This window comes from Bacteroides sp. HF-4919 (assembly GCF_018860125.1).
On sequence record NZ_JAHKNF010000006.1, the window covers coordinates 123662 to 137283 of the forward strand.

Here is a 13622-nt window from a genome sequence, read left to right on the forward strand (position 1 = left end):
ATTTGTTGTATAATATAGAACAATATATGATTTATTAAAAAACCTTTTTTGTCACATGGAGTTTGCAAAAGAGATAAAATTAAATTCTATATTTGCAACCGTTTAAGGAATAGAAATGAAACAAAGCTTAAAATATTATATACTGATAGCGCTTGCCGTGCTGCTTCATTCGGTAACGATGAAGGCGGCAAATACCTCTTATATAATAGAAGATCCGGATCAGGACGAATGTTTTATTTCACAAGCCGCTCCTGCAAACCGGAACATTCTGGAGCGATTCCATTTTTATTGTACCATCATGCCCTGCGAAATGGGTCATGCAGATATTTCTCATGTACCAACGGATAAAAGCTCTATCCGTCCCGAAACGGTCTTCCATAAATACAGAATGAGAAATAATCCCTTATCAGATCATTCAATCTATTCACATACATACAATCCGTCGGATCCACTGACCTACTATGTCTACGGATTAAGGAAAATCATTATTTAGGAAAGCTACAAGCTACGAACAGCGATGCCATTTGTGAACAGATTCACTTGTGTCCTGTAGCTATCAACCCTTTCTCAATCAGTTGTCACTCAGAGGTGTGACGATTTATTGCATCTTTCAGATTATTCAATCTAAACATACTATTGGATTATGAATTTTACATTGTTAGTTGTCGTTCTGCTGACCGCAATTGCCTTTGTCGGTGTGGTGATAGCCCTTTCAAACGCTATCTCACCACGATCGTATAATGCGCAAAAGTTCGAAGCGTATGAATGTGGTATCCCTACACGCGGTAAATCATGGATGCAGTTCCGCGTAGGTTACTACCTGTTTGCTATCCTGTTTCTGATGTTCGACGTCGAAACGGTATTCCTGTTTCCCTGGGCAGTGATTGCCCGCGATCTGGGACCCCAAGGATTAATTAGTATTCTCTTCTTTTTAGTTGTGTTGGTTCTGGGCCTTGCCTATGCCTGGAAGAAAGGAGCACTGGAATGGAAATAATGAAAAAGCCCCAAATAAAGTCTATCCCCTATGAAGACTTCATCGATAACGAATCGTTGGAAAAGATGGTCAAAGAACTCAATGAAGGCGGAGCCAACGTCTTCGTGGGAGTGCTTGACGATCTTATCAACTGGGGACGCAGCAACTCGCTGTGGCCGCTTACTTTCGCAACCAGCTGTTGCGGTATCGAATTCATGGCACTGGGTGCCGCGCGTTATGACATGGCCCGCTTCGGGTTTGAAGTAGCCCGTGCCAGCCCGCGACAGGCCGACATGATTATGGTATGCGGAACCATCACCAATAAAATGGCCCCGGTGCTGAAGCGTCTGTATGATCAGATGGCAGATCCCAAATATGTGATTGCCGTAGGAGGATGTGCAGTAAGCGGCGGTCCGTTCCGCAAGTCCTATCATGTGGTAAACGGAGTAGACAAGATTCTTCCGGTCGATGTATACATTCCCGGATGTCCGCCCCGTCCCGAAGCATTCTATTACGGCATGATGCAACTGCAACGCAAAGTGAAGATAGAAAAATTCTTCGGAGGAGTAAACCGGAAAGAGAAGAAACCTGAGAAGGAATAAACCCAGATGCATCACAGATTCGCATTAATCATTAAAATATGGAAGAAATAAAATACATAGAACCCGCAGCACTACACGACGAGATGCTGCGTCTGCGTAACGAAAAGCAGATGGACTTTCTCGAAAGCCTGACAGGCATGGACTGGGGAGTGGCAGAGGAAGGCGACGCACCGAACGTAACTCGGGGACTTGGAGTAGTCTACCATCTGGAATCGACCGTAACCGGCGAACGCATCGCTGTAAAAACATCCACAGATAACCGCGAAACTCCGGAAATCCCTTCCGTCAGTGACATCTGGAAAGCGGCCGACTTCAACGAACGTGAAGTATTCGACTATTATGGCATTGTATTCATCGGACATCCCGACATGAGGCGCCTTTATCTGCGTAACGACTGGGTAGGATATCCGATGCGTAAAGATAATAATCCGGAAAAGGATAACCCATTGCGTATGGATAATGAAGAGACCTATGACACCACGCAGGAAATAGAACTGAACCCGGACGGAACTTACCAAACCCAGGAAAATGTCATCTTTGATGACCGTGAATATGTAGTCAATATCGGACCACAACACCCGGCCACCCACGGAGTAATGCGTTTCCGCGTATCGCTTGAAGGCGAAACCATCAGGAAACTCGATGCCAACTGCGGCTACATCCACCGGGGAATCGAGAAGATGAACGAAAGCCTCACCTATCCGCAAACCCTTGCACTGACCGACCGGCTCGATTATTTAGGAGCACACCAAAACCGCCATGCCCTTTGCATGTGCATCGAAAAGGCAATGGGAATCGAAGTCAGCGAACGTGTGAAGTACATCCGTACCATTATGGACGAACTTCAGCGTATCGACTCCCACCTGCTGTTCTATTCGTGCCTCGCGATGGACTTGGGAGCACTGACCGCTTTCTTCTACGGTTTCCGTGACCGTGAGATGATTCTGGACATGTTCGAAGAGACCTGTGGCGGACGTCTGATTATGAACTATAATACTATTGGTGGGGTACAAGCGGATCTACACCCGAACTTCATCCCGAGAGTGAAAAAATTCATCCCCTACATGCGTGGCATCATTCACGAATATCACGACGTATTTACCGGCAACGTCATTGCCCGGCAGCGCCTGAAAGGTGTAGGCGTACTGAGCCGCGAAGATGCTATTTCCTTCGGATGCACCGGTGGTACAGGCCGTGCCAGCGGATGGGCATGCGATGTGCGCAAACGTATGCCTTATGGTGTATATGACAAAGTAGATTTTAAAGAGATCGTTTACACCGAAGGTGACTCTTTTGCCCGCTACATGGTACGTATGGATGAAATTATGGAAAGTCTGAACATCATCGAACAGTTGATAGACAACATTCCGGAAGGACCGATACAGGAGAAGATGAAACCTATCATCCGGGTGCCGGAGGGAAGTTACTACACTGCTGTCGAAGGCAGCCGAGGTGAATTCGGGGTATTCCTCGAGAGCCACGGAGACAAGACCCCCTACCGCCTGCATTACCGTTCGACGGGACTGCCGTTGGTTTCGGCTGTCGATACCATCTGCCGGGGAGCCAAGATTGCCGACCTGATCGCCATTGGCGGAACGCTGGACTATGTGGTGCCGGATATCGACAGATAAGTAAATAGTAAATCGTCTAATCGTAAATATAGCATATGTTTGACTTTAGTATAATAACAAGCTGGATACACCAGACTCTGACCTCCGTCATGCCGGAGGGGCTGGCTGTATTCATTGAATGTGTCGTAATCGGGGTGTGCATTGTGGCCCTGTATGCCATACTTGCCATTCTCCTTATTTATATGGAGCGTAAGGTATGCGGTTTCTTCCAGTGCCGTCTGGGACCGAACCGTGTAGGAAAGTGGGGAAGCATCCAGGTGCTCTGTGACGTGCTTAAGATGATGACCAAAGAAATCATCGAGCTGAAACACTCGGATAAATTCCTCTATAACCTGGCTCCGTTCATGGTGATTATCGCTTCGTTTCTCACCTTCTCCTGCCTGCCCATCAGCAAGGGGCTGGAAGTGCTGGACTTCAACGTGGGTGTATTCTTCCTGTTGGCGGCTTCGAGCATCGGTGTGGTAGGTATCCTGCTGGCCGGATGGGGCTCGAACAACAAGTTCTCACTGATCGGTGCCATGCGAAGCGGTGCACAGATCATCAGTTACGAACTGTCCGTGGGACTCAGTATCCTGACGATGGTGGTACTGATGGGTACCATGCAGTTCTCCGAAATCGTAGAGAACCAGGCCAACGGATGGTTTATATTCAAGGGACACATCCCGGCGGTGATCGCCTTCATTATCTACCTGATAGCCGGAAACGCAGAATGTAACCGCGGCCCGTTCGACCTTCCCGAAGCGGAAAGTGAGTTGACAGCGGGCTACCATACCGAATATTCGGGTATGCACTTCGGATTCTTCTACCTGGCCGAGTACCTGAATATGTTTATCGTAGCCGCCGTAGCCGCCACCATCTTCCTCGGAGGCTGGATGCCGTTGCATATCGTCGGTCTGGACGGATTCAATGCCGTAATGGATTACATCCCGGGCTTCATCTGGTTTTTCGGCAAGGCATTCTTCGTGGTATTCCTGCTGATGTGGATCAAGTGGACTTTTCCACGTCTGCGCATTGATCAGATATTGAATCTGGAATGGAAATATTTAGTGCCCATTTCGATGGTCAATCTGGTAATCATGGTATTAATCGTAGTCTTCGGACTGCACTTCTAACCCGGAGGACTGAAAAATGAAGAATGAAGAATATACATATTTAGGTGGCCTGATGCAAGGCATCGGCTCTCTGCTGACGGGTATGAAAACCACCATCAAGGTGTATTTCCGGAAGAAAGTAACCGAACAATACCCGGAAAACCGTGCAGAACTCAAGATGTTCGACCGTTTCCGCGGTACATTGACCATGCCTCACAACGAAAACAATGAGCATCGCTGCGTAGCCTGCGGACTGTGCCAGATGGCATGTCCGAACGATACCATCAAAGTGACCAGTGAGACCGTTGAAACGGAAGAGGGTAAAAAGAAGAAAATACTGGCAAAGTATGAGTACGACCTCGGCTCGTGTATCTTCTGCCAGCTATGTGTCAATGCCTGCCCGCACGACGCAATCACCTTCGACCAGGTATTTGAGCATGCCGTATTCGACCGGAGCAAGCTCATCCTGCAGCTCAATCACGAAGGCAGTAAAGTAATCGAAAAGAAAAAAGAATAAAAGAATATGGGACTTACACTTGAAACAGTAGTATTCTACTTTCTGGCAGTGTTCATCATTGCCATGTCCATACTGACGGTGACTACACAACGCATCGTACGTTCGGCCACCTATCTGCTGTTTGTGCTTTTCGGCACAGCAGGCATCTACTTTCTGTTGGGGTATACTTTCCTCGGATCGGTACAGATCATGGTCTATGCCGGAGGTATTGTGGTGCTCTACGTATTCTCCATCCTGCTGACGAGTGGAGAAGGCGACCGGGCGGCTCACCTGAAACGGAGTAAATTCCTGGCGGGACTCGCCACGACCATAGTAGGTGCGGCACTGGTGCTCTTTATCACACTGACCCACAAATTCGTACCGACAAGCGATCCGGAACCGGTAGAAATCAGTATCAAGACCATCGGGCATGCACTGCTAAGCAGCGGCAAATATGGATATGTATTGCCTTTCGAAGCAGTCAGCATACTGTTGCTGGCTTGTATCGTAGGCGGATTATTAATTGCACGTAAAAGATAGAAAGATATGATGATACACATGGAATATTATCTGGTGGTCTCTACCATCATGATGTTTGCAGGAATATACGGGTTCTTCACCCGGCGCAACACACTTGCAATCCTGATCTCTGTGGAACTGATGCTGAATGCGACCGATATCAACTTTGCCGTATTCAACCGTTTCCTTTTCCCCGGAGAGCTGGAAGGATATTTCTTTGCCCTGTTCTCCATCGCCATCTCGGCTGCGGAAACGGCTATCGCCATTGCCATCATGATTAATATTTACCGCAATATACGCAGTATACAGGTAAAGAATCTCGATGAATTAAAATGGTAGGCAGAGCATACCTCCTGCAGTATAAACATAGTATAATATACAACAACAGATAGATTATGGAATATACAATTCTGATCCTTCTTCTCCCCTTCCTCTCCTTCCTGACAACAGGAATAGGAGGCAAGTGGATGAGCCACCGGACAGCGGGCACCATTGGCACGCTGGTATTGGCAGCGGTGACCGTACTTTCGTACATCACGGCCATACAATACTTTTCGGCTCCCCGCCTGGCGGACGGAACGTTCGCCACGCTCATTCCTTATAACTTCGAATGGCTTCCGTTTACGGAGACACTGACATTCAACCTGGGCATCCTGCTCGACCCTATTTCGGTAATGATGCTGATCGTGATCTCCACTGTCAGCCTGATGGTACATATCTACTCCTTCGGTTATATGAAAGGTGAACGAGGATTCCAGCGATACTACGCATTCCTGTCCTTGTTCACCATGTCGATGCTCGGACTGGTAGTGGCAACCAATATCTTCCAGATGTATTTGTTCTGGGAACTGGTAGGTGTATCTTCTTACCTGCTGATAGGCTTCTACTATACCCGCCCGGCAGCCATTGCCGCCAGCAAAAAGGCGTTCATCGTAACCCGCTTCGCCGACCTGGGATTCCTGATCGGTATCCTGCTATACGGATATTACGGAGGTACATTCGGCTTCACTCCCGACACAGTTTCGATGTTGAGCGGTGGCGCCAGCATGTTACCTCTGGCCCTCGGACTGATGTTTGTCGGCGGTGCCGGCAAGAGTGCCATGTTCCCGCTGCACATCTGGTTACCGGATGCCATGGAAGGTCCGACTCCTGTCAGTGCATTGATTCATGCCGCTACCATGGTGGTAGCCGGTGTCTATCTGGTGGCACGCATGTTCCCGCTCTTCATCGAATATGCACCGGACGTACTGCACCTGATCGGATGGGTGGGCGCTTTCACTGCGTTTTATGCAGCCAGCGTGGCTTGCGTACAGAGTGATATCAAGCGTGTACTTGCTTTTTCCACCATCTCACAAATCGGCTTTATGATTGTGGCATTAGGTGTCTGCACCTCTTCCGACCCGCATCACGGAGGACTGGGCTATATGGCCGGCATGTTCCATCTTTTCACACATGCCATGTTCAAGGCATTGCTCTTCCTGGGTGCCGGCAGCATCATTCATGCCGTACATTCCAACGAGATGTCCGCCATGGGCGGACTCCGCAAGTACATGCCGATTACGCATATCACCTTCCTGATAGCCTGTCTTGCCATCGCGGGTATTCCTCCGTTCTCAGGTTTCTTCTCTAAAGATGAAATTCTGGCAGCTTGCTTCCAGTACAGCCCTGTGATGGGTTGGGTGATGACAATCATCGCGGCTATGACTGCCTTCTATATGTTCCGTCTCTACTACGGCATTTTCTGGGCCGGTGTAACGCCCGGGCAAAAGTCGGCAAGCAATGGAGTAAGTGACGCACACACTCCACACGAGTCTCCCCTCACCATGACTGTTCCGTTAATCTTCCTGGCTGCCGTTACTTGTGTGGCCGGTTTCATTCCTTTCGGACATTTCATCAGTGCCAACGGTGAATCGTATACCATTCATCTGGAAACTTCAGTGGCCGTCACCAGCGTAGTGATTGCCGTGGGCTCCATCGTTCTGGCCACTTGTATGTACCTGCGTCCGCAACAGCCATTGGCAGACAAACTTGCCAAACGGTTCGCCGGACTGCACCGGGCAGCCTACCACCGTTTCTATATCGACGAAGTATATCAGTTCATCACGCACCGCATCATCTTCCGTTGCATCTCTACGCCGATCGCTTGGTTCGACCGCCACGTAGTAGACGGATTCTTCAACTTCATAGCTTGGGGAACCCACGCCACAAGCGACGAGATACGGGGACTGCAAAACGGACGCGTACAGCAATACGCTTACGTATTCTTGCTTGGAGCATTGATACTGATCTTAATATTAATCTTATAAAGCACAAAAGATATGAACTTTTTATCCTTATTCGTACTCATTCCTCTGCTGATGCTTGGCGGGTTATACCTTGCCAAAGGCATTAAAGCCATCCGTGGAGTGATGGTAGCGGGAAGTACAGCGTTGCTTATCCTGAGTATTGTGCTGACGTTCCTTTATTTAGGCGAGCGCCAGGCAGGAGCCACAGCCGAAATGCTGTTCCGTGCCGACACAGTATGGTATGCTCCCCTCCACATATCCTATTCAGTAGGAGTCGACGGAATATCGGTAGCCATGCTGCTGCTTAGTGCCGTCATTGTTTTCACCGGTACCTTCGCTTCCTGGAAGCTGCAACCGCTGACCAAAGAATACTTCCTGTGGTTCACACTCCTGTCGATGGGAGTATTCGGATTCTTCATCTCCATCGATCTGTTCACCATGTTCATGTTCTACGAAATCGCGTTGATCCCGATGTATCTGCTGATCGGTGTATGGGGCTCGGGACGCAAGGAATACGCAGCCATGAAGCTGACCCTGATGTTGATGGGTGGTTCGGCTTTCTTGCTGATCGGTATTCTGGGCATATTCTTCGGTGCCGGCGGGACGACAATGAACATCCTCGAAATAGCCCGGCTGCACAACATCCCGTTCGCACAACAGTGCATCTGGTTCCCGCTCACCTTCCTGGGATTCGGCGTACTGGGCGCACTCTTTCCTTTCCACACATGGAGCCCCGACGGTCATGCCTCGGCACCGACTGCCGTCTCCATGCTGCATGCCGGCGTACTGATGAAACTGGGAGGTTACGGATGTTTCCGCATCGCCATGTACCTGATGCCGGAAGCTGCCAACGAACTGGGCTGGATCTTCCTGATCCTGACAGGTATATCGGTTGTATACGGTGCCTTCAGCGCTTGTGTGCAAACCGACCTGAAGTATATTAATGCCTACTCGTCAGTGAGCCACTGTGGTCTGGTGCTCTTCGCTATACTGATGATGAACCAGACAGCCGCCACCGGTGCAGTGCTCCAGATGCTCAGCCACGGGTTAATGACAGCATTGTTCTTCGCCCTCATCGGTATGATATACGGACGTACACATACCCGCGACGTACGCGAGTTGAACGGACTGATGAAAGTGATGCCGTTCCTCAGTGTCTGCTATGTAATTGCCGGACTTGCCAACCTGGGACTTCCGGGACTCAGCGGCTTCGTAGCCGAGATGACCATCTTTGTCGGTTCATTCCAGAACTTCGATGTGTTCCACCGCACACTGACCATTATCGCTTGTTCATCCATTGTCATTACTGCGGTCTATATCCTCCGGCTGGTAGGCAAGATTCTGTATGGGACTTGTACCAACAAGCATCACCTGGCACTGACAGACGCAACCTGGGATGAACGCTTCGCCGTTATCTGTCTCATTATTTGTGTTGCCGGACTGGGTATGGCTCCTTTCTGGGTAAGCCACATGATCGGCGAAAGTGTATTGCCCGTTGTTTCACACTTAATACCATAAAAAGAAGATGGATTATTCACAATTTCTATATATGAAAGAGGAGCTATCGCTGATAGCGGTTATCCTCATCCTGTTTGTGGTCGACCTGTTTACCTGCCCGGACCATAAAGGCACGGCTCCCAAACTACCTACCAGGTCGCTTACCTTGCCGGCTGTCATCCTGCTGACCATCCACACCGTAATCAACCTCTTCCCCGGAGCTCCGGCGGAGGCTTTCGGCGGAATGTATCAGTATGCACCGATGCAAACCATCATCAAAGCAGTGCTCAACGTAGGTACTCTCATCGTGATACTGATGGCCCACGAATGGCTGAAGCGTGAAGACACCAGCATCAAGCAGGGAGAGTTTTATGTCCTGACACTCTCCACCCTGTTAGGTATGTATTTCATGATCTCTGCCGGACACTTCCTGATGTTCTTCATCGGGCTGGAAATGGCGAGTATCCCTATGGCCGCACTGGTGGCATTCGACAAATACCGCCACCACTCCGCAGAAGCAGGTGCCAAGTATATCCTGACAGCTCTGTTCTCAAGTGCCTTGCTGCTGTTCGGTCTTTCGATGATTTACGGAACGTCAGGCACTCTCTACTTCGATGACCTGCCCGAACACATTACAGGTAACATGCTTCAGGTCATGGCTTTCGTGTTCTTCTTTGCCGGCATGGGATTCAAGATCTCCCTGGTTCCCTTCCATCTCTGGACCGCCGACGTATACGAAGGTGCACCTACGGCCGTGACCTCCTATTTAAGTGTGATCTCCAAAGGATCGGCAGCTTTCGTGCTGATGACCATCCTGACGAAAGTATTTGCACCGATGACGGCACAATGGCAGGAAGTACTGTTCTGGGTAACTATTGCCTCAATCACCATTGCCAATCTCTTTGCCATCCGCCAGCAGAACCTAAAACGTTTCATGGCATTCTCAGCCATCTCTCAGGCCGGATACATCATGCTGGGTGTCATAGGTGGCAGTGCGATGGGAATGACCGCCCTGGTTTATTATGTACTGGTTTACCTGGCAGCAAACTTAGGTGTGTTCGCGGTTATCTCGATTGTGGAGCAACGTAGCAACAAGGTAGAAATAAACGACTATAACGGACTGTACCGGACAAACCCCAAACTGGCTTTCATCATGACACTTGCCCTGTTCTCACTGGCCGGTATCCCTCCGTTTGCGGGTTTCTTCTCCAAGTTCTTCATCTTCATGGCCGCATTCAACAGTGGGTTCCATTTACTGGTATTCATTGCCCTGATCAACACAGTAGTTTCACTCTACTACTACCTGCTGATCGTGAAAGCCATGTATATCAATCCCAACGAAGAACCCATCCCCGCTTTCCGCAGTGACGGTTATACCAAGTTAAGTCTCGCACTTTGTACATTGGGCATCATAGCCTTAGGTATCGCAAGCTGCATCTATCAGGGAATCGATAAGTTTGCTTAACCATATTTCACCACAGAGGACGCAGAGGACACAGAGAAGGAGATAAAGATACGTTATCCATTAGGATAATAATATCTTCGGTTTCCCTCTGCGTCCTCTGTGTCCTCTGTGGTGAAATGTCTTTTGCTATGAAAGCCCCTATTTCGGAATGGTGAACCAGAACCGGGAGCCCTTTCCCTCTTCCGAATCCACTCCTATGACTCCGCCTAACTGCTCTACGATGCTTTTGCAGATGGAAAGCCCGAGGCCGGTTCCATGAATAAAGGTGTTCAACTTGACGAAACGCTCAAAGATATGAGGCAGTTGCCCTGCGGGAATTCCAATTCCCGTATCCCGCACATAAAACTCCACGCACTCTTCTTTTTCTTCGTATCCCACGCGGATACTGCCCGATGAAGTAAACTTCAAAGCATTGTTCACGAAATTAGAGATAACCTGATGCAGGCGGTTCCGGTCACTCACCACGCTGCATTCCGACGGATGCGGATCAAAAACCAACTCAACTCCTTGTGGTACCTTGATCTGGGAACTGCGGACAATATCTTCACAAAGCATATTCACATCCGTCTCGCCATAGGTGAATTCAAATGTCCTCGCCTCTATTTTCGACAGGTCTAAAATATCAGAGATCAGCTGTAACAGCAAGTCGTTATTCTCTTGTACAATCTTAATGTATTCACGACGTTCTTCCAGATCTTCCGTATCCACCAGCAACCCCGAGAAGCCGACAATCGCATTGAGCGGTGTACGTATCTCATGACTCATATTCGCAAGAAAAGCACTCTTCAGGCGGTCCATCGTTTCAGCTTTCTCTTTAGCCTCGATAAGCATGGCTTCCGTCTCTTTCAGTTCGGTAATGTCATAGTTAATGCCGATGATCTCTATCTCCCCGTTATCCGGTTCAAACTTGGTAACCACCACATTCATGCGCACCCAGTTCCACTCATCGGCAGTGCCGGGCTTCAACACACGCATTTCGCTACGGAAATCCTTCTCCTCACCCTTCAATACCTTTTCGTAGAAATCAACGACTTTCTGCCTGTCTTCCGGATGCATCTTATCATAGACTCCCACAACCGACGACAGCGGAATATCCTCAGGCTCGCCCATATTCTTATACCACTGTTTGATGGCATAACCACGTTTGGTAAGCAAGTTCAGTTTAGCATACCCCACCTTTGCATAGTCCGATATCAGCAGGAAGAAGTTCTCAAAATCACGGATACGGTTAATGGCGTCGATACGCTCCGTATTATCGATATTAATCAATACATATCCGTTGAAGTTCCCCTGACTGTCAAACAGCTTACTGACCTTTGTATAGAGTTCAATCATCTTCTGTCTATCCGAGTGGAAATAGTCGCCTGCCCTCTCAAAAGAGTAATTCAGCCTAAAATCCACCAAATCTTCGTTCCGCACCCGTTCCCTGATTTCAAGAGGCACATTCGGGTTCTCAAAGAAGCTGACACCTATTACATCCGCTTTATCCTTCACCCCAAAGGTCTCCATGTCCCAGTTGTTCAAATCGAGCAGATAGCCATCCTTATCATAAAGCTCCACTCCGGCAGGAATATTGGCAAAGATACTCTTGAAGAGCTTTTCGCTGCGATCCAAAGCCTTGTGGGCACGTACTGTCTCCGTAGAGTCCAGAAACAAGGAAACCACCTCGTCTTTCTCCGGAGAATATATGATGCAATGGGAACTGCGCTGGGAGCGATCAAAGAAGACATCCGTCTCTTTATGCACATTATCTTCAATAACGTCCACCAGATAGTCTATTGGTGCTTTCGTATCTGCATACAGTTCACTACCCAGACGCCCCACATAATCCGAAAGAGGCAATCCGATCAGTTCCGAACTCAGATCATTGGCATCGGCTATCCGGTAGTCGCAAGGTTTCCCGCCGGCATCCCGGATGATAGACATACGCACATATCCCATCGGCATGAAGCGGAACAGGTTACGCAAGAAAGAACGTTCGCGGATGGCATCATCTTTTGCTTTGCGCAGTTCGATGCAGATACTGATTATATTGGCCAAAGACGACAACCACTGGAAATCTTCATTACTCCAGTTGCGGTAATTCTCCACAAGGTCGATTCCCATATATCCCCATACATGTTCGCCCGCTATCAGCGGAGTGACCATCAGCGACTTGATGTTCTGGCGGCTGAGGATGGCATATTCGGATTTCGCATGTTTCGGAAGCTGATCCAATGAATCCAGTATCACCGGCTTACCCGATAAGGTCTGACTCGTCCACCAGGGCAAACTGTCGGTAGCGATGCGTTGCAGGCTTTCAATCTCCGCCGGCACTCCCTCTGCCACCACTTCATAGGTACAGTCCTGATAACGGTAATATTCATCATACTCAAAGATATACACCCGTCCGCCACGAAAAAGGTCGAGGATATCTTTCAATATATCCATGATACAAAGGTCCACACTGTCATCTTTCAGGAAGCGCAACAGCGAATGGGAAATGGAGTTCTGACGATACAGCAAATCGTTTACACGCTCCAGGATACGTTCTGAGGTTTCATTGGGAGCCTCTACCCGTTGTATGGTACCGAAGGAAATGATCCCCCTGCCCGGCACTTCCTCCCGATTGCCCAGGCGTGTATGCAACCAAATGATTCCCTCTTTGGAATAAATGGGAAAGGTCTGTTCATAAAACTCCCGGTGTATAGAAGCATTGAACTCCCGGACTATCTGTTCCTGATAGTCCTTCCGCACCCGTTCTCTGAAATCCATAAAAGAGATAGTATTACCTTCCAGTCCTAATAAATCACATAGATATTCTGAGCATAAATAGTGTCCGGCTGTGAAGTCAGCTTCCCACCACCCGATCTGTGCCATGGAGGCCATTCGCCGTAACCGTTCGATATCGTTATCCATAAAAGTAGTTTACAGGGGTATATGTTTGTCTGCTGTAAGTATGCAAAATTAGAAAATTATCCATTTCTATCAAGAGAATGGATTAAATATTTGCGGTAACGGTGCTCTAAGAGTATTGCAGGGGAAAGAATACACAGGAATGTAACACAGATGTTAACGAATCGT

Annotated in this window: 12 protein-coding genes; 11 read left to right on the forward strand and 1 reads right to left on the reverse strand. The window is 48.7% G+C overall.

Annotated features, from left to right (window positions below; all coding sequences use genetic code 11):
- The first annotated feature begins 115 nt into the window (after positions 1-115).
- The 11 genes from KO473_RS11940 (at position 116) to KO473_RS11990 (ending at position 10559) form a co-directional block, all read left to right on the forward strand.
- Positions 116-493 carry a hypothetical protein gene (locus KO473_RS11940; RefSeq protein WP_216035120.1) on the forward strand — a complete coding sequence of 126 codons (378 nt, stop codon included), beginning with the start codon at positions 116-118 and terminating at the stop codon, positions 491-493.
- A gap of 150 nt (positions 494-643) precedes the next feature.
- On the forward strand, positions 644-994 hold the full coding sequence (locus KO473_RS11945; protein ID WP_005775585.1) for an NADH-quinone oxidoreductase subunit A: 351 nt from the start codon (positions 644-646) through the stop codon (positions 992-994).
- Positions 985-1575 (forward strand): NADH-quinone oxidoreductase subunit B, encoded by a 591-nt coding sequence (locus tag KO473_RS11950; protein ID WP_032541283.1) that lies wholly within the window; start codon positions 985-987, stop codon positions 1573-1575. Before KO473_RS11945 ends, KO473_RS11950 begins: the two co-directional genes overlap by 10 nt.
- Positions 1576-1613: 38 nt before the next feature.
- The gene (locus KO473_RS11955; protein WP_005775583.1) at positions 1614-3206 is read left to right on the forward strand and encodes an NADH-quinone oxidoreductase subunit D; all 1593 of its coding nucleotides are present in this window, start codon (positions 1614-1616) and stop codon (positions 3204-3206) included.
- A 35-nt stretch (positions 3207-3241) separates the two neighbouring features.
- Complete coding sequence (gene nuoH / locus KO473_RS11960) at positions 3242-4318, forward strand: NADH-quinone oxidoreductase subunit NuoH (RefSeq protein ID WP_005810245.1); 1077 nt, start codon at positions 3242-3244, stop codon at positions 4316-4318.
- A gap of 16 nt (positions 4319-4334) precedes the next feature.
- Positions 4335-4814 carry an NADH-quinone oxidoreductase subunit I gene (locus tag KO473_RS11965; RefSeq protein ID WP_005775581.1) on the forward strand — a complete coding sequence of 160 codons (480 nt, stop codon included), beginning with the start codon at positions 4335-4337 and terminating at the stop codon, positions 4812-4814.
- Between the two features lie 6 nt (positions 4815-4820).
- Positions 4821-5333 carry an NADH-quinone oxidoreductase subunit J gene (locus tag KO473_RS11970; protein ID WP_005775580.1) on the forward strand — a complete coding sequence of 171 codons (513 nt, stop codon included), beginning with the start codon at positions 4821-4823 and terminating at the stop codon, positions 5331-5333.
- A 9-nt stretch (positions 5334-5342) separates the two neighbouring features.
- On the forward strand, positions 5343-5651 hold the full coding sequence (nuoK, locus tag KO473_RS11975) for an NADH-quinone oxidoreductase subunit NuoK (RefSeq protein WP_005775579.1): 309 nt from the start codon (positions 5343-5345) through the stop codon (positions 5649-5651).
- Between the two features lie 56 nt (positions 5652-5707).
- Entirely contained in the window at positions 5708-7618 is a 1911-nt protein-coding gene (nuoL, locus tag KO473_RS11980; RefSeq protein ID WP_122130230.1) for an NADH-quinone oxidoreductase subunit L, read from the forward strand.
- 12 nt (positions 7619-7630) lie between these two features.
- Positions 7631-9115, forward strand: a complete 1485-nt coding sequence (locus tag KO473_RS11985) for a NuoM family protein (RefSeq protein ID WP_005810250.1) — start codon at positions 7631-7633, stop codon at positions 9113-9115.
- Between the two features lie 7 nt (positions 9116-9122).
- The gene (locus KO473_RS11990; protein ID WP_005775576.1) at positions 9123-10559 is read left to right on the forward strand and encodes an NADH-quinone oxidoreductase subunit N; all 1437 of its coding nucleotides are present in this window, start codon (positions 9123-9125) and stop codon (positions 10557-10559) included.
- A gap of 138 nt (positions 10560-10697) precedes the next feature.
- Here KO473_RS11990 and KO473_RS11995 read toward each other — a convergent pair whose 3' ends face one another.
- Complete coding sequence (locus KO473_RS11995; RefSeq protein ID WP_122130231.1) at positions 10698-13457, reverse strand: ATP-binding protein; 2760 nt, start codon at positions 13455-13457, stop codon at positions 10698-10700.
- Between the last annotated feature and the right edge of the window lie 165 nt (positions 13458-13622).